Source organism: Mesomycoplasma ovipneumoniae SC01, from assembly GCF_000218525.1.
GTDB lineage: Bacteria > Bacillota_I > Bacilli_A > Mycoplasmatales > Metamycoplasmataceae > Mesomycoplasma > Mesomycoplasma ovipneumoniae_A.
Window position 1 is genome coordinate 69,854 of sequence record NZ_AFHO01000008.1, and the last position, 22,565, is coordinate 92,418.

Below are 22,565 nucleotides of genomic sequence, written 5' to 3' on the forward strand. Positions count from 1 at the left end.
ATTATACCATATTTTTCAAAAAGTTCTATAAATTTAAAGCTTTTTTAGTCTTTGATCAATGGCAAAAAATATTTTTTGACTAAATTTGTCTTGTCTTCTCCCATAATTAAAAAAGGTGAATCTATCCCAAATTCGTCATATTTATCTTTTAAATTTTCTGTAAAAAATTGGAGAAATTTACCATAAGCTAACTGGTTATTTATATAAAGTTTGGGTTCATTTAGAAAAACATAGTCAGAATTCATCGAATAGTGAATTTTAGGGTTAAAAAACTCTTTCAAAAATTGGTTAATTTCGTTGACTAATGATTTTAAATTTAAAAAATTATTTTCTTTAACAGTTCTTAGTTTTTCTTTAAGTGTTTGAATTTCTTGGTCAATTTTTTGACTAACACTGGAAAAATCACTTTTTGTAGGCTTGTTTTTTTCTTGCTCGTTTTTAGATTTGATTTTTAAGTTTTCTTTTTGTTCAAAAAGCTCATTAATTTGTTGACTTATTTTACTTTCTTCTTTTTTTGAGTCATCTAATTTTATAGCAAAATCGATGATTGAAATAATAATATTTCTAGTAAGCTCTTGACTTAATTTAAGAAAATGCAAGTAAAATCTAGCAATATTTATGTGAAAAATTAATTTGACTACCGGGTTTCATTGCCTTTTTTCAGCTATTAGTTTTTCTTCGATAAAAAGATATTTTTCCTTATTTTTTAAAAATTCATCCAAACTTTTTGATTTATATATGTTTATTTGTTCTTTATAAAATTTTTGATCATCTAAATTATTAATATTTAAGTCTGTTATATTAATAAGTCCTAAATTTTCATCAAAATATTGACCATCATCATTTGCGCCAAGATTTAAAGTTAGGTCAATATTTTTAATTTTTTCTTTTAGACTAAGAAAAAGAACCTTTTTTTGGCTAAAATCCATGTTACTATAAAAAGTATTAAAAAATTGAACTAGAATTTCTTCAAGACCAAAATACTCTTTTTCATCAATTTGCCCAATTTTTAGCTCTTCAATTTTGCTTTGATCTAAAATTCCGCTAAATTTTGTGCTTGGTTTTCCTTGATTTTTTGGCAATCCTTTCATAATTGTTTCAAAAACAAAAGGTTTTGATTTGTCTGTGTTACTTTTTATTTTCCCCTTGTTTTGTGAATGGATCGAATTTATATTAATTTTAAAGCAACTTACAAATAAAAAAACAGGTAAAATCCAAGTTAATTTGAAAAAAAGCAAAATTTTAATATTTTTTTTGAGTTTATGCATTATAATTTATATTCGCTGTTTTTATCTATATTTTTTTAAAACAGTGAAAAAAGCGGTTTTTTTACTTTTTTTGTAGAAAAATCTAAATATAACTAATTTTAATTAGGTAGTTCGTTAAGCAAATTAAAAAAATATTTAAAAAAAACTTTTTTTCTTTTTTTTATGATATAATGTTATATGCTTTTAACTGAACAAACCATTAGTGCTCGAGTGGTGGAATGGTAGACACAAGGGACTTAAAATCCCTTGGGAGTAATCCCGTGCTGGTTCGAGTCCAGTTTCGAGCACCAAAAGCGCCCTTAGCTCAGCAGGTAGAGCAAATGACTTTTAATCATTGGGTCAGAGGTTCAAATCCTCTAGGGCGTACCATTTCAAATTTATTTGTCCATTTTTTTATAATTTTTCATTAAAAAGGTTTAAAATGTCAAAAAAAATAGCAATTTTAACTTCTGGTGGCGACTCACCAGGAATGAATTCTGCTATAAGTGCTCTTGTTAAGGCCGCACTTAATTCAGGATTTGAACCATATTTAATTTTTGAAGGCTACCTTGGAATTTTGAATAAAAATATTATATTAGCCTCTGAATTTCCGTATAACGGTATCTCTAGTTTTGGTGGCACAGCAATTGGTTCTACCCGTTTTCCGGAATTTAAAGAGGAAGAAATTCAAAAAAAAGCCGCAAAAATCTTAACAGATATGGGTATTTCTTCTTTAATTGTTATTGGTGGAGATGGAACTTACAAAGGTGGTTATAAACTTCATTTGCAAGGAATCAAAGTAATTGCTCTACCAGGAACAATTGATAATGATATTCAATTTACTGATTATACAATTGGATTTGATTCAGCTTTAAATACAATTGTAGAAAGTGTTGATAAATTAAGAGATACTGCTAATTCTCATCGACGTTGTTTTGTTGTTGAAGTCATGGGTCGTCATTGTCCAGATTTAGCTTTGTATTCAGCAATTGCAACCGGAAGTGAAATTGTTATTACTAACACAAATCCTCTAAGCGCGCAAGAAGCATCAGAAATTGTTCTTGAGCAATTTAAAAAAGGTAAGCCGAGCGTTATTATTACAGTTTTAGAGTATGTTTTACCAAATTTAAAAGAATTTGCTGCTCAAATTGAAAAAATAACTAATATAACAACAAGAGCTTTCGAAGTTGGACATATTCAAAGAGGCGGAAGACCTTCGGCATTTGACCGAATATTAGCGACTAAGATGGCAATGAAAGCAATTGAGTTAATTGATGAAGGTAAATCAGGGCTTGCAATTGGTTATTTAGATGGAAAAATTCAAGCTCACGATATAACCAAAGTAGTTTCGACCCCAGTGGAACGAACAAACGAATTAGCTCAGAAAATTAACAAAATTAATCAAAATTAATTTGAAAAAGGTATAAAATGCGTAAAATTAGAAAACTTCAAATGCAAAAAAGGCGTGAAGCACGTAGACTTAAAACTTCTAAAGCTGCTAAAAAATTAAATGCAAAATTACAACTTTTAGCGGAAAATAGTTTGGAATAATTTAAAAACTGTTAAATAAAAAAAGGTGAAAATCACCTTTTTTTATTTAAGAATTTAAACAGAAAAACCAAAAATTAACTATTTTTTTAGGAAAGCAATAAAAACTCTATTAAAATATTCAGGATTTTCTGTATAAATCAAATGCCCAGTTTTTGGTATGATTTCGGTTTGAACGTGCGGTATTAGACTTTCAAAATATGACTTAGTTTCTTGCTGTAGAACAATTCCATCTTTTTCACCTAAAACAAGAAGTGTTGGACATTTTATTGATTTAATACCGTCCTCAATTTGATCCATCATATTATTTTTTAGTAAATTTTTGCTAAGGGTTACAATATAGTAATTGTTAAAATATTCGTAATTAAAGGTGGTTTTTGCTCATTCTATATATTTAGGATTTTTATATTTTTCTTTATCATATTCATAAATTGGCAAAAATTCTAACATTTCTTCAGGTGTTTTTGGGAAGAATTTCTCGTAAAATAAATCTTTTAATGGCAAATTAGCTTTATTCATTGGGCCAATGAAAACCATTTTTGAAATTAATTCAGGAATTCTTTTATAAACTAAAGCCCCATATCCACCTCCCATTGAGTGGCCAACTAAAACAACGTTTTTAAGGTTTAATTTTTTAATAAATTCAACTGTCAAATCTGCATAATAATCTACATAAAGTTGTTCGTCTTTTGCGGGAGTTAAATTATTTCCTGGAAGTGTGTAGGCATAAAAATTTACGCCTATTTTTTTGCCAATAGACTCAATTACACTGCTAAAAACATTATGGCTTGAGTTAAAACCGTGGCAAAAAACAATATTAATTTTATTGTACGGGCTTTGATTAATAATAAAAGGGTATGGTCAAACTGAATTAGACATTTTCTGATCTCCTTTATGATTTTTCGTGTATTTAAATGTGTATTTAAAATAAATTTTTTGCTTATTTAAAATTAATTATAAAATAAAAAAATTTTTTTAACTTTTTATTTCAAAAAAAATAAAAAGTGATATAATGTTATTGCCACTAAAATAATAACCTTGTAACCTGGTCAGGATAGAAATATAGCAGCCATATCGAGAAGTATTGTGTTTAGTGGTCTTTTTTATATTTGAAAAGGTAAAAAAACACTATGTCTTCTCGGCAATCTAATAAATCAAGCAATGTTCATTGTTCTTGTTCTAATCAGAAAAACCATAATTTAGCTAAATGCTTAAAAAATCAACTTGTTTTACGTGCTGAACGTGAAATTTTTTATCATAATCAAAGCAAAATAAACCTGAAAAATTTCTGAAAAAAGCGAACCCTTTCAATCATAATGATGGCTATTTCAGCATTATTTTTTACATTAGGTATTATTTTTTTCTTAGGAGTCGCAAGAACTGTCCCAACAGGTGTATCGGCAATTCCAGCACTTACTATAATAATAATTAACTCTCAATATGAGGTAAATATTGGCTGAAGTTTTGCAATAATTTATTTTGTAATTAATATTCCTTTAATAATTTTTATTCTTGTTAAAGTTTCGAACAAAAGTTTTAGTTATCTTACCTTTATTTGACTTTTTTTCCAAATTGTTTGAAACCAGGTTTTTTCTTTGGATACCCCAATAAGAACATTTTTAATTAATAATATTTTAATTCCAAACCAAGAAGGTTCTTGGACTATTTTCTATTATACAATTATTGGTTCAATTTTGTCTGGTTGAGCTATCGGAATGGCGTGAAAATTCGGTGGTTCTTGTGGAGGAACTGATTATATAACTTATTATATTGCGCTAAAATATCGCAAACCTATTGGCAAAATAATGTTTAGTATTTCGATATTTTTTGGACTTTTTTCAATTATTATCCTTTATTTTCTTGAGCCTTCACAAGTTGATGGACAACTTTTGGGTCAAAAATTAGCGTCTGTTTTTCTTTATTTAATTGTAAGTTCGTCAATTGTTAGCCGAATTTATCCAAAATACGGAAAAATTCTTTTACAAATTTATACTAATCACCCCGAAAAAATTGTTGAACATCTTAAATCAATAAAATATTGGCACTCATATAATATTTGAGAAGGTGTTTCTGGATATACCGGTCAAAAACAATGAAGAGTTGAAACAATTATTTATATAATAGAAAAAAACGCGATCTTAGAAGAAATTGCAAAAGCAAACGTAAGTTTTTGGTATTCAGCAACTAAAATCTTACAAACAACAGACCGTTTTGATGCAACAAAAATTAATTAAATTTTCACTATTTAATTAATTTTTGTTTTTTAGTTGAAACATTTTTACTAGCACTTTTTAAATTCAGCCAAAATTTTTTAATAATCATAATTAAGATTATTAAAAAATGGCTGTTTATTTTTTAATGTTGAACTAAAAACTGAAATTTTTTTAAATTTTAGACAAAAAAGTTCCAGTTTGATATTTTTTTAAATTTTTGCTATATAATTCTAAGAAGAGTTATTAACTCTTAATACATTTTAAAATTTAGGAACTAAATTGTATGAATGATAATTTTATTTTAAAATTTGCTCAAAAAAACATAAAAGAAAAAAAATTAACTTTTAGTGCCGGGTTAATTCTATGAGCATTAATTGTTTTTGCTTATATGATTTTTGTCATAAATTGAGGATTTGCATCAGCTGGACTTAACGGAAAAGCTGGTGAAAGTGGATATTTAGGACATTTTTTCCCAGATGCTAGTGCCGCGCCTGGAACTGTAGTTAATCAAGCAGTTAACTGAGGAATTACAATCGGTCGTGGAATTGGATCAATTCTAGTTGGTTGATTTATTGTAAAAATTTCGCATAAATATACTGTTGTATTGTCGCTTATTTTCATGCTTTTTGGAATAGCTGCGCCTTATTCACCAACTTATGCAGGGTTTATAATTTTAAGAACTATTTTTGCAATTGGTGGAACAATGCAAATTGTTTTAATTCAACCAGTTGTTTCAAACTATTTAAATTCACGTCAAAAAGCGGTAATTTCACAGTTTTCACCGTTTTTTTACCCAATTGGAACAATAATAACACTTATTCCTTTTATATTGAGTGGCGAAATCCAAAGTTCTGTTCGTTCCCATTGACAAACAATTTTCTTAGTAATTGGACTTTTAACACTTATTCCTTTAATTGGTTACATAATTTTAGGAACAAAATTTGACCTATATCCTTCAGCTTTAGCAAAACAACCTAAACAAGAAAAACTAACTTTATTAAGCTTTTTTAAACAAAAAGATACTTGATATTGAACAATTGTTTATGGTTCATGACTTATTGCGGTTGTCTTCCCCTTTACATTTTCTAAACCAATTTTTGCTCGTTTAGTTGGTGATGCTGCTGGAACAACTTTTAACCAAAAAATCTCAGTTTTTCTAATTGTTTTCCTATCAGGAATGTTTGTTGGTCCATTTACAATTGGACTACTTTCAAAATATCAACTTCAAAGACGTAAATATATAACAACAGTTATTTCTTTAGGTGTTCTTTTTTATGTTCTTGCTACCGTTGTTTTTGTTACAAAAGTAGGAAAAGACCCTCTAAGTGCAAAAACTTATAAAGATGGTTGAACTTGATTATTTTTAATTTTTGGTCTCTTAATGGGAATTTGTCTCTGGGGAATTCAAGGAGTAATGCTTAATTTACCACACGAATATCCAGGCGCAAATCCTAAAAGAGTCGGATTCCAATTTGGGCTTATTTGAGGACTTGGTTATACAGCCTTTACATTAGCAACAATAATAACTTCGTTAGTTAACACACCTCCAGGGGTGGATGTAAAAGCAGCTAATACTGGAAATGTTGATGGATATGCCCTAGGCGCTTATATTTTAATTATAATTTTTTCATTAGCTTCGGCAATAGGACTTGCTTTATTAAAAGAGCCTCATCCAGGCTATAAAAAATTATTAAAAATTCGCAAACTTTCAGACATTAAACGTATTCAATTATAAAAAAATTTCATTTTTTTAAATTAATTTAAAAAAACAAGCAAAAGTTTATTCTTGCTTGTTTTTTTATTTAAAAATGTATCAAAATTTTAAGTATAACATTGATATTTAATGTTTTCCCGAGTTTTCCAGTTTGATGAGATAATCTAAAAAAGTGTCGGTTTTGGGTGCTTTTTAACTTTTTTGGCAAAAGTTAATTACCCAGTTTAAAACACTGGCAAAAATCAATTTATGGATAAAATAACAAAAATCATAAAAAATACAACTACTATTTAAACTCAATGTAAAAAGAAAACTCATTTTTATTTACATTGAGTTTAAAAAAATATATGAAGTTTTGAAAGAACAATAAAAAAAGCCTTAAATTTATAGATTTCTAAACGGTTAAATTTAAGGCATTCCATCATATTTAAAAATATAATGGATAATTCGCACTATCTAATTTTAGTATGACAAAAAAACGTAACTAATTCCCCCTTAATTCAATATCAAAATTTATTAATTTATTCTTAGTGAAAGTTATTATAACAGAAAATTTTTTTAGACCAAGCATTTTTTTTTTTTTTTTGCAAAAGGTTAATTTTAAAATAATAAAAATCACTTTTGGTTGAAACTCAAAGTGGTAATTTATTTGTGTTTAATTAATTAGTTTAATCAAAGTTTATTTAAGGTAGCTTTTTTTGTGAATGTTGAATTCTTTGAAGACATCTCCAAAAGCATTATTAGTAAATCCGCTTCCTCGGCCTTTTTGCATATTTATATTCGCTAAAAAGTCAATTTTGCCATCAAACTAGCGAACTCAGTAGAAATTAAACGTATTCAATTATGAAAAAAATTTCATTTTTTTAAATAAAATTAAAAAAAGCAAGTAAAAGTATATTTTTGCTTGTTTTTATTTAAAAATGTATTAAAATTTTAGACATAACAAAGATATTTAATATTTTTGTTATAACATTATAGTAAAAACTAGGAGATACAATATGAAGCCAATCAAAATCGTTCTAATCGGCGCAGGAAACGTTGGAAATTCATTTCTTTATGCAGCAATGAATCAAGGTCTTGCATCTGAATACGGAATTATCGATATAAACCCTGATTTTGCAGAAGGAAATGCATTTGATTTTGAGGATGCTTCTGCTTCACTTTTGCGTCCTTTTTCAGTTCGCCGTTATGATTATAGCGACTTAAAAGATGCAGATTTTATTTTAATTACAGCAGGAAGACCTCAAAAACCAGGTGAAACTCGACTTGAATTAGTTGCAGATAATATTCGAATTATCCGTGATATTGCTTTTAAAGTTAAAGAAAGTGGCTTTAGTGGAATTACCGTTATTGCCTCAAACCCTGTTGATGTTATTACTCGCGCTTATCGTGATGCTTCAGGATTTTCTGACCAAAAAGTTATCGGAACAGGAACAATACTTGACACTGCAAGACTTCAATTTGAAATTGCAAAAAGAGCAAAAATTGCCCCAAATTCAGTTCAGGCTTACGTAATGGGTGAGCATGGTGATTCATCTTTTGTTGCCTATTCTAATATTAAAATTGCAGGTGAATGTTTCTGTCATTTTTCAGAACTAACCGGAATTGATAGTTCAAATTACGAAAAAGAGCTCGAATATCCAGTTTCACGTCGTGCTTATGAAATAATTAACAGAAAAAGAGCAACATTTTACGGAATTGGTGCTGCACTAGCCCGAATTGTAAGCAACATTATCCAAGACTCAAAAAATATTCTTATTGTCGGTGCGAATTTACGTGGTCAGTACGGCTTTGATGGCGTAAATATTGGAGTTCCAGCTGTCCTTGGCGCAAATGGTATTGAAAAAATCATTGAAATTACCCTCAATGATAAAGAAAAAGAAAAATTCGCAAAATCAGTCGAAATTGTCGATACTATTTACAAAGACGCTATGAAAAATCTTTAGTTTTCAAAGTCACACACTTCAAATTTAAAGAAAAGCACTCCAAGTTGGAGTGCCTTTCTTTAAATTTTTTTATATAACTAAATTAATAATATGGGTATGATATATTTGGTGGCTCATATCGGACTCGAACCGATACGCATTGCTGCAGCAGGTTTTGAGTCTGCCGTGTCTACCATTCCACCAATGAGCCTTAAAAAGTTTTTAAAATTTATTATTTTAAGTATAATTATAATATAATTATATCAATCATGGCAAAAAAACAAAATAAATCTTTGAAAAAAATACTAACAAAAATTCTCCCAATAGTTGGAATTTCAACTACATTTTTTATCGCTTCTTGCACACCCCTTGGTGCGGTCAGCAAAATTGTCCAGCGAACTCTCGAAATTGGCCAATCAAACCCTTGGGATCAAGAACTTGATCAAAGCAAACCTTTAGATTCAATAATTACAGGGAAAATGGTCTTAGGCAACAAACTTAAGGCATCTGATTTTTTAAAACAGTATTCAGCCTTAGATTTAGATAATGATTCAAATAGTTTATCTCGTCGCCTGCCAATTAGCAGAGGTTCAATTTTAAACTCATCAATTATTTGAACTTTTATCCCAGGCGTTGATAATCTTGACTTAAATGCAAAATTTGAATTAAAAATTACTCCAATTACAAATTCTGCTAATGATTATTACGGTTCAATTAAAGTTAAGGTTGACTCTTATAATAAAGACTCACAAACTTTGGTTCAATCAAAAGAGTTTGTTATTAACGGCTTTGAAACAGAACAAACCGGAATTTATGCTTACAAAGAAAGAATTAATACCGCTTTTGAAAAAATAGAAACCTTAGAATTAAAAAATCAAAGCAATTTTAACATTGACTCACTAAAATCTGACTCAGATATTTGGGAATATATAAATTTACCGTCAAATTTTGAAAAAATGGATGTAACTAAGCTTAGAAATTCAGACGAATTTGATGTTCCAAGTCAAGAACAATCATTCCCAAGCATTCAAGATATTGCCAAAAATCCTTACCGTTTAAAGGTTAAAAATTTCTATTATTTAAAAGCAACAATTTTAAAAGACACATATGATTCCCAAACTGGAAATGTCGATGTTGTTCTGTCAATTTATCATGATCAATACCATAATTATGTTTCAAAAATTGTAAAACTAAAAGTTAATTCAACCCAAGGTCTAAAAAAATTAACTGAAATTAAAAGTTTCAAACTTAAAGAAGAGTATTCTAACTTTTTGCCATCTTTTTTAATAAATTCCTCCGAAAATTCAGGTGAGACATTATCTAAATATATCGATTTTGGTGATTTAGATTACAAAAAGTATGACATTAAAAAAGTTCCCTCACTTTCAAATGATCAAAATGGTGAGTTTTACCTAATTTTAAATTCAAAAGAAAACGATTTAACTTCAGGTCCAACAAGTCCTGGTCAAATTATTAAAGTCGAAGGATTTAACTCATATAATAAGATATTTGAGTCCGGCGAATTTACAAGTCAAATAAATTTTGACTTCATTGATTCATGGTATAAATTGCCTACTACAACAAATGTTTCAGAAAAATTAAAAAATATTTCTCAAAGTTTAAACTCCTCAAGTGATGCACTTTTATGGCCGCTTTTTGGTCAAGCAGTCAAAAAAACACTATCAGAAGCGACACTTTTTAAAAATACTGGAGAATTAAGTAATTTTGAAAAATTAAATTATGACTTTGCTTCATTCACTGATTTTAAAATTTCTGAGTCAGGAGTTTCATTTTACTTTGGTAATTCAGTTGAAGACTATTACAAAATTAACGTAAAATTTAGCAACACTAGAGAAAGCAAAAACATTGTTGAAGATTTTGGTGCAAAAGTTCTTGAAAAAAATATAATTAATGACTCACTACGTTCAAGATCAATGGTAATTCAGTTGCGTTCAAATGCTTTTGACCCAAGAACTAATTCAAATACAACCCGAATTACCTCAGGTACAGCTTGAGTTTTTGATCGAAAATTAAAACCCGACCCTGATAATCAAGGAAAATTTTTACCAACTAACACTTATTATCTAGCCACAAATTTGCATGTTATTTCAGATTTAATTAACAAACCAGACCAAATTTATTCATTTTCTTATTTACTTGATGGAAATTTGACAAAATTAGATGAAATTAGTTTTGATGATACTAATTTATTTCGTCGTTTTGATCGAATTTCAAAAACTGAAGGAAACAGAGATTTTTTACCACCTGAAGGATTTCAGTATATAAACTCTGAGTCAAAAAAATTCTGAAATAATTTAAAAATTAATCCTATTGGTCTAGATATGCCCGATAGAGGAAAATTTCGTGATATTGCAATAATTGAAGTAACTTTTCCTGATGATGAACATAAAAACAATCCATTTAATTTTGGAATTCCTTTTTTAGATCGTAACTTTTTTGGCAGAGATTCATATATAAAAAATGTTCCCGATGCTGTTCGACATTACAACGAAGCTCCACTTGATGTTTTAGTAACAAATAAATTTCTTCCTACTTTTACAAAAGGAACTCAACTAAAGACCTCAAAAATTGAAGGAGCTTTACCACTGCATGCTTATTTAGGCGGTTTTTTAGGCGGATATACCTGAATTACTGACAATAAAAATTCATTTGTTACAATTAATGAGCTACAAAAAGACAACCAGTTTAAACAAGATAATTCGCTTAAATCTTTTCAAGGGGCAACTTCAATTTCACTTCCCGGACTTCGCGGTGGCCGTGGAATGTCTGGTTCGCTCGTTGTAAATGAATATAACCAAGTTATCGGTATTTTTTGGGGCGGATATTTCCCTCAAACCGCACCAGGGAGAAATCCTCTTGTTAAAGGAATTGGTCAATTTGACCCAATTGGTGTAAAAATTGACAATAACCCAACAGTTTTAGCCAAATGACTTGCCCAAACAAAAGATGTTCAAACTGATTTGGATCAAACCTCTCAAAAAGTTTTTTCCCTTGAAGATCCAGCCCAAATTGAAAGACTTGCTCACTCAGCGCGTTGGCTTAAATTTTCTAACGGGCAAAATTCCCAAACAACCGCCGATGTTTAACTTTTATTTTTAAAATTTATAAAAAAATTTAAAATTTTAAAAATAAAAACACAGGTTGAAGTAACAATGGAAAAAAAATTTTTAGACTCTTTAGAAAAAATTCATAAAAAATATCAAGATTTAAGTCAGCTTTTGTTAACTGATGAAATAATTAATAATCAAAAAAAATATTTAGAAATAGCAAAAGAAATTTCTTCAATTGAAGAAATTTCTTTGACATTTGATTTACTTTTAAAAAATCAGCAAACACTTGAAGAAGCAAAAATACTTCTTAGTCAAGAAAAAGACCCAGAATTACAACATTTAGCAAAATCTGAAATTGTAAGTGCTAATAAAAATATTGAAGCGCTCGAAGAAAAACTCTTAATTTTAATGCTTCCAAAAGACGAAAATGACGATAAAGACGTAATTGTTGAAATCCGCGGCGCTGCCGGCGGAGATGAGGCTAATATTTTTGTTGGCGATCTTTTTCGAATGTATCAAAAATGAGCTGATTCCCAAAGGGCAAAAGTTAAAATTCTTAGCTCATCACTTGCACTTGCTGGCGGTTTTTCACAGATTTTTTTCCAAATTTCTGGTCAGAATATATACTCAAAACTCAAATTTGAATCAGGTGTCCACCGTGTTCAACGGGTTCCTGAGACCGAAACAATGGGCAGAATTCACACCTCAACTGCCACAGTTACCGTGATGCCAAAAATTGACAACAAAATTGAAATCGAAATTAACCCTTCTGATCTCAAAATTGACACTTATCGATCTTCAGGAGCTGGCGGTCAGTCTGTAAATACAACCGATTCGGCAGTTAGAATTACCCATATTCCCACCGGAATTGTTGTAACTTCTCAAGATGAAAGATCCCAAATTGGTAACAAAGAAATAGCCATGGGAATTCTGAGATCAAAAATTTATAACTTGGAAGTTCAAAAAAGACTTGAAACACAAGCTAATTTTCGTAAACTTGCCGGATCAGGAGCTCGTTCTGAAAAAATTAGAACTTATAATTACCCTCAAGATAGGCTGACAGACCATCGAATAGGATTTTCTTGTTCTTTAAAACCGGTCATCCAAGGAAGTCTAAATCCAATAATTGAAGCCTTATTATCTCAAGAAAGAGCTGAGTTAATCTTGCAAAGCTATGGAGATAAATAGGAGAAAATTGGAACTTTTAAAGGAAAAACAACGTTATAATTTGCCCTTAGAAGTTTCCAAACTTGAACTTTTAAAGTTAGAAATGAACTATCCAGTCCAAAAAATCATTGGATTTATTGAAATGGAAAATGTTCGAATTTTTTTAGATCAAAAAGTTTTTATTCCCCGTTATGAAACGCAAGAATTACTGCAAAAAGTCAAAAAAGTCATAAAAAAAGATAATTTTGTTCTTGATTTATGTTGTGGCTCAGGGTTTATCGGTCTTGTTCTTGCCAAATTTAGTGGCGCAAAAATTACTCTGGCCGATATTAGTGATGAGGCGATTTTGCAAACAAAATTAAATGCAAAATACAACAATTTAGATGTAAAAGTTGTAAAATCTGACCTTTTTAGCAATATTATTGGCCAAAAATTTGATATTATTGTCTCAAATCCTCCTTACCTCAAAAGGCAAAAACTTGATGAGTCAGTTATGAATTTTGAACCCCAAGCTGCATTATTTTCTGAACCTGAGTCTTTTTCATTTTATCAAAAAATAATGTCGCAAATCGATAATTTTCTTAATGACAAAGGTTGAATTTTTTTTGAAATTGACAAAGATAGTGTCAATTTTTTCAAAAAAAATTTCCCTGAATTCAAAATTGAAAATGATATAAACCAAAAACCAAGATTTGCTTATTGACAAAAAAACTCAAATTATCCTATAAATTTATAGGATAATTTGAGTTTTGTACTCTAAAAATTGAAAGGAAAAAATGAAAATTAGAACACGCTATGCCCCTTCGCCGACTGGATTTTTGCATATTGGTGGAGCTCGGACTGCGCTTATTAATTATCTTTTTGCAAAACATCACGGCGGTGATTTTATTTTACGAATCGAAGACACTGATACCCAAAGAAATATCCAAGATGGTGAGCGTTCCCAAATTGAAAATTTAGAATGACTTGGAATTTTTCCAGACGAAAAACCTGGGACAATTTCAGAATATGGTCCATACCGTCAGTCAGAAAAAATCGCGCGCTATCAAAAATTAGCCCAAGAATTGGTTCAAAAAGGTTTTGCATATTATGCTTTTGACAACGGGCACGAACTTGAACTGCAAAAAAAAGAGCAGGAAAAACAAGGTATTTTTAGTTTTCGCTATGACAAAAACTGACTTAAAATTTCTGAGGAAGAAAAGCAAAAACGTCTAGAAAATAACGAGTTTGTTATTAGGTTTGCTGTTGACAAAGACAAAAATTATTGCTGAAATGATTTAGTTCGCGGGAAAATTTGCTTTGAAGGTTCTGCCATTAGTGATTGAGTTATTATAAAATCTGACGGATTTCCAACATACAATTTTGCTGTTGTTGTTGATGATTATGATATGAAAATCACTCATATTTTCCGTGGAGAAGAGCATATTTCAAACACTCCAAAACAAATTGCACTTTATGAAGCCTTTTCATTTGAACAACCAGAATTTGGTCACCTTACAATAATTACTGATAAAAATGGTAAAAAACTTTCAAAAAGAGACTCATCACTTTTCCAATTTATCGAGGACTATAAAAATCAAGGTTATCATAGCCATGCCGTTTTTAATTTTTTAGCACTTTTAGGTTGAACTAGCGCTGATTCTCGCGAATTTTTTGAGCACAACGAATTAATTAAAGCATTTGATTTTAAAAGACTTTCAAAAGCACCTTCATATTTTGATACTGAAAAATTAAACTGGTTTTCAAAATCTTATATTTCAAAAATGGACATAGACCAAATTTTACCGCATCTAAATCTTGGAACAAACTCTGAATGAAACCGGTTTTTTGTCAAAACATTTCAAAAAAGTGCTGTAAAATACAGCGACTTTTTTGAAAATCTAGATTTTTTCACAAAACCTCAAAACTCAATGAGCCAAAAAATAGTCGATTTACTAGAGCAATCAAATCAGCAACCAATTCAACTTTTTTCACAAAAAATTGACTATGATGGTTGGCAATTTTCAAAAATTGAAAATTTAATCAAGGAAATTGGCCAAACCTTAAAAATAAAAGGTAAAAATTTATTGTTACCTTTACGACTGGCAACAACATGAGCTGAATCAGGTCCTGAATTAGCAAGAGCAATTTGACTTTTAGGTCCGCAAATAATTCAAAAAAGGCTTAAAAAATGAAAGTAAGATTTTCTCTTAGAACTATTATTGACGCCCAAAACAAAAAAATGGTCGAATTTATCAACACAATTTACATTTCAAAGCAAATAATTAATAACACTGAAACTGATGTTTATGAAACGCAAAATCCTGAAAATAACACGATGATAAGATTGGAAATTTTTGACAAAAATTTAACAGTATTTTCTGGCGAAAACACTTTATTTTTTGAATTAGATAATTATGTTGAAAATCTATTTATTAATAATGAAGTAGAATTTATTGTCAATACTCTTTTAACAAAATTAGAAATAACTCCAGAATTTATTAAGATTGAATATGACCTTTTTCTCAAGAATAACGGCCCGGAAAATGCAAAAATTTCAACATATCTTACCACTTTGGAGTTTATAAATGATTAACATTGTGCTATTTCAGCCCGAAATAGGTCCAAATACAGGCAATATTATCCGTTCTTGTTTTGTTTTAAATATGAAACTGCATATAATAAAGCCTATCGCATTTGACCTAGATCCAAAACACTTAAAAAGGCCGGCAGCTGGAATTCTTTTGTCAGAAATTCAACATGAAATTCACAGTGATTGACAAAATTTTGCAAAAAAATATAGCGCAAAAAATCTTTATTTTATAACCCGTTATGGCCAAAAAGTTTATTCGCAAATCGATTTTAAAAGCGAATTAAATAATAATAACGAGATTTTCCTCATTTTTGGCAGGGAATCAACCGGAATTCCAATTGAAATTCTAAAATCAAATAAGGAAAAATGCTTGCGAATTCCAATGTCACCTCATGCTAGATCGCTTAATTTAGCAAATTCTGTTGTTATTATGGCATACGAAATTTATCGTCAACTTGATTTTAGTGGACTGTCTTGCTTTGAGGTTCAAAAAGGTAAAAATTATCTTGATTAATTGCTTTTCTTATTTCTTTTAAGAAATTCTAAATCTTTTAGCAAAAGTTTAGAATTTCTTGTCATTTTTTTCCGAGTTTCCTAGTTTGATGGCAAAATTCACTTTTTAGTGAATGTACAAATGCAAAAATACCGGGAAATCCGTGTTTTTTGAGGTTAAAATCTTAATTTTTATTATTTTGAAATTAGCCTTTTGCAAAAAAAAAAAAAAAAATGCTTGGTCTAAGAAAAAAATATGTTATAATAAACCTCACTTAAGAATAAATTAATAAATTTGGATATTAGAATTAAGGGGGATTGATTATGTTTTTTGTCTAATGCGCTCTGATAGCGCGAATTTTCCATTATATTTTTAAATATGATGGAGTGCCTTAAATTTAACCGTTTAGAAATCTACAAATTTATGGCTTTTAATTATTGTTCTTTCAAAACTTCACATGTTTTTTTAGGCTCAATGTAAATAAAAACGAGTTTTCTTTTTACATTGAGTTTAAATAGTAGTTGTTTTTTATGATTTTTGTTGTTTTATCCATAAATTGATTTTTGCCAGCGTTTTAAAATAGGTAATTAACTTTTGCCAAAAATTTAGAATTTATTGCCATTTTTTTTATTTCTTAAATTAAAAAATAAAAAAAATGGCAGAGGTGACAGGAGTCGAACCCGCAACATACGGGGTTGAAGCCCGTTGTTCTACCATTGAACTACACCTCTAGGCCGATTTAATTATACCACATTTTTAAAAAATAATATATTATTTTATTAAGTATGAATACAAAAAATATTAAAAATATGAAAATGAGAGATTTTTTAACACTTTTATGGTTTGTGGTAAAAATTTCTTTAATTTCTTTTGGCGGAGGAAATTCTTTAATGCCTATTATTTTTAGTCAGGCAGTTGTCAAAAAAGGATGAATTTCAAAAAGTGATTTTGATCAAGGTTTAATTTTGACCAATTTACTCCCCGGACCTTCATCACTTCAAATGATGGCATTAGTTTGCATTAAAAAATTAGGCGCTTTTTGGGGTGTTATAGCAACAGTTTTGGGAATTTTCCCACATATTTTATTATTTTTTACTTTATTTATTTTAGTAAAAAATTTACCTCCAAGATATTTAATCACTTTTAACTTAGCAATTTTTTCAACAATTATCGGAATTTTACTTGGGTTTTGTTATATTTATTGAAAAAAAGACAAGAATTCAAAGAATAAATTAGTTTATTACACCGTTTTATCATTAAGTTTTGCATATTGTTTGTTTGTCCCAAGTCCGTATAATTTAGCGATTGTCCCAATTTTAGTAATTATGTTTATATATTCAGTTTTATTTTTGTTTAAAAAATGAAAGAAAAACCGTGATTTTACTAATTAGTTTAACAATTTTGGGGATAGCAGTTATTAGTTTAATTGTCTTTGGTGGCGGGCAAGTTTTTATGCCTGTTTTTAATTGGTTTTGATTACAACTTGGAGAGCTGGGACTTGAAATTGATCAAGAGAAAATTAATCAAATTTTCACTGTCGCAAATTCAACACCAGGTGTTTTTTCAATTAAATTGGCCGCAGTCACTGGATTTTTAATTGCAGATTTTGGAGTTTTAGGTTGATTTCTTTCATTTATTTTTTTAATGGCATTTATACTACCGGCAATTTTTTTAGTTGTAATTTGACTAAAGGCCTTAAATAGAGTTTCGCAAAAAAATGGCTCACATTTTACAAAAATAGTACAAATTTTTCGACCAGCAATTATTGGAATTATTTTAGCGCTTGCTTTTCAACTTTTTATCAATTTAGTGCTTGTAAATTATGCTTTTAATTCTAATAATGGATATTTTGTCACAAAAGAAGTAAGTGATTTTGTAAGCGGTTGAAGACTTTGAGTTTTTATTTTATTTGCAATTTTTTGGTCTATAACAGTTTTTATTTTGTATTTGCGAAAAGTAAATGTTTTTCTGATAATTATTATCGGAATTTTACTTTCACTTATTAGTTTACAACCTTGACTTTAGGATACATATGTATACAAATCGTAAATTTTACAATAAAAAAGAATATTTTATTGACCATGAAAAACGGGTTTTAATTCTTAATCCTGCTTTTCATGAAAAATTACTTAACAAAAAGTTTGCTTTTAACACCGGTTTTAAAAAAATTGGTGGAACTTTAATTGGGGAAGTGCTCGGACTTGATAGTTTTAGTTCCCCTTTCAGAGCTTTTGTCAAAATTTCAAAATTGGATATGCCAATTTTAGACACTAAATATATTGATGCCGGAGTTGCAATTGAACCTCTTGTCATTAAAGCCATTTCTGAGAAATTAGATCTAGAAATTGAAACCTTTCCTCCCGAAAAATATAATTATGATTATTTTAGTGACGATCCAATTATTGGTGGAATTCCTGATGGTTTTATCAAAAAAACTAATATAATAATCGAAATTAAAACAACCGGACTGAAAAATTTTGAAAGGTGAGGCAAAAAAGGGGAAAATTTACCGCAAAAATACATAAAACAAGCCCAATTATATGCATTTTTAAAAAATGCCGAAAAATATGCAATTGTAGCAACATTTTTAGAGCAAGATGACTACGAAAATCCCAAAGAATTTCCTATAAAAAAAAGACATATAAAATCTTATGCTTTTGATGTTAATAAATCTCAAGTTATGGATGATATAGAAAAAATTAAAAAATGGTATAATTTTTATACAAAGTTAGGTGTTTCACCAATTTTTGATCCTATAGTTGATGCTCAAATTCTTGAGTATTTAAGTTGTGAAAATGAGCAAGAGTGAAAACAACTTTGAGAAAAATGAACAAATTCAATATCTAAGCAAAATAAAAAAATATAATCATGTCATCATATTCTAAAATTTATTTGCACAAAAATATTCTAATAGTTGTCTCAGAAATGACTGAAATTGTTAATAAAGCGATTAATATTCACAAATTAAGCAATATTAGTTCGCTTATTTTAGCAAGTTTTATTAATGTTTTTGGTCCACTTCCAACCTTGATTAAGGAAAAAACAGCTGGATTTTCTGTTAAAATTAATTCTGAAACTGTTGAATCTTTAGTTCTTGAAACAAATAAGCAAGGCCAAATTCGTGCTAGTTTTTCAGCAAATAATTTTGAAATTCCGGCTAATGTTTTCAAAAATTACAACACAAACCAACTTGTAAGTTCATATATTGGAACTTCTGGCTTTTTAAAAATTAACCAATTTACAAAAAAAACTAATTATTCAGGTCAGGTTAAACTTCAAAGAGGTGATTTTATCACTGATTTAGCGTTTTATTTTCACCAATCTCAGCAAATTAATTCAGTAGTAAAAAATTTAATTGAACTTGATGAAAATACAAAAATAACAAAAGCCCAATCCTTAATTATTCAGCTTTTGCCTAATCATTCTCAAGAAGAACTACAAGAAGTAGAATCTTGACTAGAAAATGAAAAAATGGCGGATTTTATGAGCTTTTTTTCAAGTTTTAATCAGGTTGATTTCCAAAAATGGGATTATATTTGTAACTGTAAAAAGGCAAATTTTGAAGCAAATTTGAAACTTTTAAGTCAAGAAGATGTTGATTTTTTAATTGAAAAATATAAAAAAATTGAATTTAAATGTAATTTTTGTTCAAATAGTAAAAAATTTGATAAAAAGGACTGATTAATGGCCAATAAACCATTTAGCATTGCTACGGTTGAATCTTTAACTGGAGGCGCCCTTGCTGCTGAAATTGTAAAAAAGCCCGGTGCAAGTAAATTTTTTGCCGGTGGACTTGTTTGTTACCAAAATGAAATTAAGGAAAAAATTGGTATTGACACAAAAAATGGTGTAACTAATGCAAAAACAGCCCTAAAAATGGCCAAATACGGCCTTGATTTTTTTCAAACTAAATATGCAATCGCCTTGACCGGAAATGCCGGCCCTACAGTTCAAGATGGCAAGCTAGGACAAGTATTTATTGCCATCAATGATGAAGTCTGGGAGCTGAATTTTACCGGAAGTAGATCTGAAATTATACAGGCAAGTTTAGATTTTGCCATTAAAAAAATAAAAGAAATTTCAAAAAACAGCATAAAAATTTTCTAAATTTTACAATAATAAATTATAATTTAAGTAAAAATAAAAACCTAGATAATAATAAGTTATTAGCCTTAGTTTTTAAATAAATACATCTACTTAAAAAACTAAGAGAAAAAGCTAAATTTTTTATTATTTTTTTAAATTTTAAACAAATTTATCATAATTTAAATTATAATTAGTTTTATTTTACTTTTATATAACAATTTAAGGATTATTATTAATGATAACACGTGAATTTTTACCTAATAGTGCCGAACTTAAAATTAAGTTAGTAGCTGATCCGCAAAAATGAGTTGAATTTTACGAAAAAGCTGAAAAGAGACAAGTTGCAAAAGTTTCATTACGCGGTTTTAGAAAAGGAAAAGTGCCATTAGAAAAAGCGCGCCCATATTTAAATCCACAGTCAGTTTTTGAATTAGCGCTTAGAATGTACTTACCTGAACTTGAAAAACAAGCTTTTTCTAATGTAATTGATAGTGACAATGTTATTGAATCTCCAGTCTTTAATATTGTTCAAATGGACAAAAATACCTTAGAAATCGAGTTTCTTTATCCTGTTTATCCTGAAATTAAGCTTCCTGATTATCAAAATCTTAAGACAAAATATGTTGTAAAACAAGTCACAAAAGAAGATATTGAAATCCAAAAGCAAAAACTTTTAGAATCAAAAGGAAAATTTGTTAATGTAAATCGTCCTGTAAAAATGGGAGATATTATTAATTTTGATTTTAAAGGCTTTATTGATGATGAACCTTTTGAAGGTGGAGAAGCGCAAGACTTTGAACTTCGAATTGGTTCAAATAGCTTTATTTCCGGTTTTGAAGAACAACTAGTTGGGTTAGAAATTGAAAAAGAAGCCGATATTCATGTGGTTTTCCCTGAAGATTACCATGTTCCAGCTTATGCAAGTAAAAAGGCAAGATTTCATGTAAAAATCAATAGAATCAAAGAAAGTCAACCTGCTAAATTGACTAATGATTTTGTTGCTTCATTAAAAATTCCAAATGTTGAAACAATTAGCCAACTTGAAGTTTATCTTGAAGATCTTACAAAACGTGAAAATATTGAAAAAGCGCGAATTGAGTTTCAAAAAAATGCACTTGTAGAAATTGTTGATCAAGTTGAAATTCCACTTGCAACTAAATTAGTTAATGCTGAAGTTAATCGTTTAAATGAAACTTTTAATTCAACTTTAAAACAACAAGGCTTTACTCTTGAGGAATATTGCCGAATTACAAAATTCACTGAGCAAGATATTTATAATCAACTTGAGGCTGAAGCAAGAAAATTGCTTAAAAATTCCTTTATTTTTGCTGAAATTGCCAAACTAGAAGGATTAGTTCCAACCCAGCAAGATTATGACGAACAAATCGCCATGTTGTCAAGATTTACAGGTAAATCTGTCCAAGAATTGAACGAAACAATTCCTCACAGCGAAATTCAAATTAACATAACAAACAAAAAAGTTGTTGATAAGTTAATTGAATATAATAGCGAAAAAACTGAAGAAAAAGTCGAAGAAAAAGTCGAAGAAAAAGTCGAAGAAAAAGCTGAAACAACAGAGAAACAAAATGAAACTAATGAAGAACCAAATAAAGAAGTAAATGAAAATAAGGATGGTGAATCATAAAAAAAGAACAAAAATTAAAATTTAATTTACAAATTTATGGAGGCGTAAGTGAGTAAAATCGGAAGATTTATATCGACAGTATTGGCTGTTATTATTGGGAATATTCTCTTATTTGCAATAATAATTGCTACTTTATATTTTTTATTTAAAAAGCAAATTGAAAGTTTCGAAATTGATAAAATCAAGGCGTCATTTGAAGAATTTCAGAAAACTTTTTCCAAATTGGACTCTGCGCAAATTAAAAAATTTCAAGAAGGTTTTGATAAACTTGCAAATTTAGATCTAGATTCGCTTAAAACACAAGTTGAGGCATTAAAAGATATGCCAGAAAAATTGCAAAAAGCGCTAAAATCTGTTGAAGAACTTTCTAAAGCATTACAAACTATAAAAGCTACACAGTCAGCAGCCGCTGGCACTGCTACAACCGTTTCCCAAGCAGTGATGGATCTAGGATCAAGTCCAAGTTTATTTAATTTTTTAAATGCTGCTCCTTTTATTAAAATTTAATTTAAAAATTATTTATTCAATTAAATTTTAAATTCAATAAAAAAACTACCGATTGGTAGTTTTTTTATTGCAAGTTTTTAATAATTTTTTCTGAGTTTGACAGTTTGGTGACAAAAATTCACTTTTTAATGAATAGAAATATGCAAAAATACCGGTAAATTAGGGTTTTTTTACCTATAATCCTAATTTTTATTATTTTAAAACTAACCCTTTGCAAAAAAAAAAAAAAAAAAAATGTTTGGCTTAAAAAAATTTTAAGCTATAATTAGACACACTAAGAATAAATTAATAAATTTTGATATTGAATTAAGGGGGGGGAATTAGTTATGTTTTTTGCACAGTAAACTCAGATAATGCCATTTTTCCATTATGGCTTT

Annotated in this window: 19 protein-coding genes, 4 tRNA genes and 1 other RNA gene; 20 read left to right on the plus strand and 4 right to left on the minus strand. The window is 28.9% G+C overall.

All coding sequences use genetic code 4. The annotated features are described in order from the left end of the window. Window positions 1-44: 44 nt before the first annotated feature. A complete protein-coding gene (locus tag MOSC01_RS0101660; protein ID WP_044881128.1) occupies window positions 45-1,091 on the minus strand; it encodes a hypothetical protein in 1,047 nt (348 codons plus the stop codon). A gap of 381 nt (window positions 1,092-1,472) precedes the next feature. Here MOSC01_RS0101660 and MOSC01_RS0101665 point away from each other — a divergent pair. From MOSC01_RS0101665 to MOSC01_RS04955, 4 genes are all read left to right on the plus strand, one after another. After that, a tRNA-Leu gene (locus MOSC01_RS0101665) sits at window positions 1,473-1,558 on the plus strand. Between the two features lie 3 nt (window positions 1,559-1,561). Beyond that, window positions 1,562-1,637, plus strand: a tRNA-Lys gene (locus MOSC01_RS0101670). A 52-nt stretch (window positions 1,638-1,689) separates the two neighbouring features. Continuing rightward, window positions 1,690-2,658: a 6-phosphofructokinase gene (gene pfkA / locus MOSC01_RS0101675; RefSeq protein ID WP_010321085.1), complete on the plus strand. Its 969-nt coding sequence runs from the start codon at window positions 1,690-1,692 to the stop codon at window positions 2,656-2,658. A 17-nt stretch (window positions 2,659-2,675) separates the two neighbouring features. After that, window positions 2,676-2,798: a hypothetical protein gene (locus MOSC01_RS04955; protein WP_272941452.1), complete on the plus strand. Its 123-nt coding sequence runs from the start codon at window positions 2,676-2,678 to the stop codon at window positions 2,796-2,798. A 78-nt stretch (window positions 2,799-2,876) separates the two neighbouring features. Here the strand turns inward: MOSC01_RS04955 and MOSC01_RS0101685 are convergent, their stop codons facing one another. Then, entirely contained in the window at window positions 2,877-3,674 is a 798-nt protein-coding gene (locus MOSC01_RS0101685) for an alpha/beta fold hydrolase (RefSeq protein ID WP_010321086.1), read from the minus strand. A 139-nt stretch (window positions 3,675-3,813) separates the two neighbouring features. Between MOSC01_RS0101685 and ffs the strand changes: the two genes are divergently transcribed. The 4 genes from ffs to MOSC01_RS0101700 all read left to right on the plus strand — a co-directional run bounded on the left by ffs (window position 3,814) and on the right by MOSC01_RS0101700 (window position 8,668). Then, window positions 3,814-3,898: signal recognition particle sRNA small type (gene ffs / locus MOSC01_RS04535), an RNA gene on the plus strand. Window positions 3,899-3,925: 27 nt separating this feature from the next. Further along, on the plus strand, window positions 3,926-5,029 hold the full coding sequence (locus tag MOSC01_RS0101690) for a YitT family protein (RefSeq protein WP_010321087.1): 1,104 nt from the start codon (window positions 3,926-3,928) through the stop codon (window positions 5,027-5,029). Window positions 5,030-5,291: 262 nt separating this feature from the next. Further along, complete coding sequence (locus tag MOSC01_RS0101695; protein ID WP_010321088.1) at window positions 5,292-6,743, plus strand: hexose phosphate transporter; 1,452 nt, start codon at window positions 5,292-5,294, stop codon at window positions 6,741-6,743. 977 nt (window positions 6,744-7,720) lie between these two features. Next, on the plus strand, window positions 7,721-8,668 hold the full coding sequence (locus MOSC01_RS0101700; RefSeq protein ID WP_010321089.1) for an L-lactate dehydrogenase: 948 nt from the start codon (window positions 7,721-7,723) through the stop codon (window positions 8,666-8,668). 106 nt (window positions 8,669-8,774) lie between these two features. On the opposite strand, the gene MOSC01_RS0101705 is transcribed toward MOSC01_RS0101700, so the two are convergent. Then, window positions 8,775-8,858: transfer RNA gene (locus MOSC01_RS0101705), tRNA-Leu, on the minus strand. 58 nt (window positions 8,859-8,916) lie between these two features. Between MOSC01_RS0101705 and MOSC01_RS0101710 the strand changes: the two genes are divergently transcribed. The 6 genes from MOSC01_RS0101710 (at window position 8,917) to MOSC01_RS0101735 (ending at window position 15,971) form a co-directional block, all read left to right on the plus strand. Next, on the plus strand, window positions 8,917-11,754 hold the full coding sequence (locus tag MOSC01_RS0101710) for a DUF31 family putative serine protease (protein ID WP_010321090.1): 2,838 nt from the start codon (window positions 8,917-8,919) through the stop codon (window positions 11,752-11,754). 66 nt (window positions 11,755-11,820) lie between these two features. Further along, a complete protein-coding gene (gene prfA / locus MOSC01_RS0101715) occupies window positions 11,821-12,906 on the plus strand; it encodes a peptide chain release factor 1 (RefSeq protein ID WP_010321091.1) in 1,086 nt (361 codons plus the stop codon). Further along, window positions 12,893-13,621, plus strand: coding sequence for a peptide chain release factor N(5)-glutamine methyltransferase (locus MOSC01_RS0101720; RefSeq protein WP_029513081.1), 729 nt, complete (start codon window positions 12,893-12,895; stop codon window positions 13,619-13,621). Before prfA ends, MOSC01_RS0101720 begins: the two co-directional genes overlap by 14 nt. A 40-nt stretch (window positions 13,622-13,661) precedes the next feature. Further along, the gene (gene gltX, locus MOSC01_RS0101725) at window positions 13,662-15,065 is read left to right on the plus strand and encodes a glutamate--tRNA ligase (RefSeq protein ID WP_010321093.1); all 1,404 of its coding nucleotides are present in this window, start codon (window positions 13,662-13,664) and stop codon (window positions 15,063-15,065) included. Beyond that, window positions 15,056-15,460 (plus strand): hypothetical protein, encoded by a 405-nt coding sequence (locus MOSC01_RS0101730; protein WP_010321094.1) that lies wholly within the window; start codon window positions 15,056-15,058, stop codon window positions 15,458-15,460. The genes gltX and MOSC01_RS0101730 overlap by 10 nt, the downstream gene beginning before the upstream one ends. After that, the gene (locus tag MOSC01_RS0101735; protein ID WP_010321095.1) at window positions 15,453-15,971 is read left to right on the plus strand and encodes a tRNA (cytidine(34)-2'-O)-methyltransferase; all 519 of its coding nucleotides are present in this window, start codon (window positions 15,453-15,455) and stop codon (window positions 15,969-15,971) included. Before MOSC01_RS0101730 ends, MOSC01_RS0101735 begins: the two co-directional genes overlap by 8 nt. A 635-nt stretch (window positions 15,972-16,606) precedes the next feature. Here MOSC01_RS0101735 and MOSC01_RS0101740 read toward each other — a convergent pair. Next, a tRNA-Trp gene (locus tag MOSC01_RS0101740) sits at window positions 16,607-16,681 on the minus strand. An 84-nt stretch (window positions 16,682-16,765) separates the two neighbouring features. Between MOSC01_RS0101740 and MOSC01_RS0101745 the strand changes: the two genes are divergently transcribed. The 6 genes from MOSC01_RS0101745 (at window position 16,766) to MOSC01_RS0101770 (ending at window position 22,188) form a co-directional block, all read left to right on the plus strand. After that, entirely contained in the window at window positions 16,766-17,341 is a 576-nt protein-coding gene (locus tag MOSC01_RS0101745) for a chromate transporter (protein WP_272941453.1), read from the plus strand. Then, entirely contained in the window at window positions 17,325-17,975 is a 651-nt protein-coding gene (locus MOSC01_RS0101750) for a chromate transporter (protein WP_010321097.1), read from the plus strand. The genes MOSC01_RS0101745 and MOSC01_RS0101750 overlap by 17 nt, the downstream gene beginning before the upstream one ends. 7 nt (window positions 17,976-17,982) lie before the next feature. After that, window positions 17,983-18,816 carry an MAGa7180 family putative nuclease gene (locus tag MOSC01_RS0101755; RefSeq protein WP_010321098.1) on the plus strand — a complete coding sequence of 278 codons (834 nt, stop codon included), beginning with the start codon at window positions 17,983-17,985 and terminating at the stop codon, window positions 18,814-18,816. A gap of 2 nt (window positions 18,817-18,818) precedes the next feature. Beyond that, the gene (locus MOSC01_RS0101760; protein ID WP_010321099.1) at window positions 18,819-20,057 is read left to right on the plus strand and encodes an Hsp33 family molecular chaperone HslO; all 1,239 of its coding nucleotides are present in this window, start codon (window positions 18,819-18,821) and stop codon (window positions 20,055-20,057) included. A gap of 214 nt (window positions 20,058-20,271) precedes the next feature. Beyond that, window positions 20,272-21,681, plus strand: coding sequence for a trigger factor (tig, locus tag MOSC01_RS0101765; protein ID WP_010321100.1), 1,410 nt, complete (start codon window positions 20,272-20,274; stop codon window positions 21,679-21,681). A 48-nt stretch (window positions 21,682-21,729) separates the two neighbouring features. Further along, entirely contained in the window at window positions 21,730-22,188 is a 459-nt protein-coding gene (locus tag MOSC01_RS0101770) for a hypothetical protein (RefSeq protein ID WP_010321101.1), read from the plus strand. Window positions 22,189-22,565 lie beyond the last annotated feature (377 nt).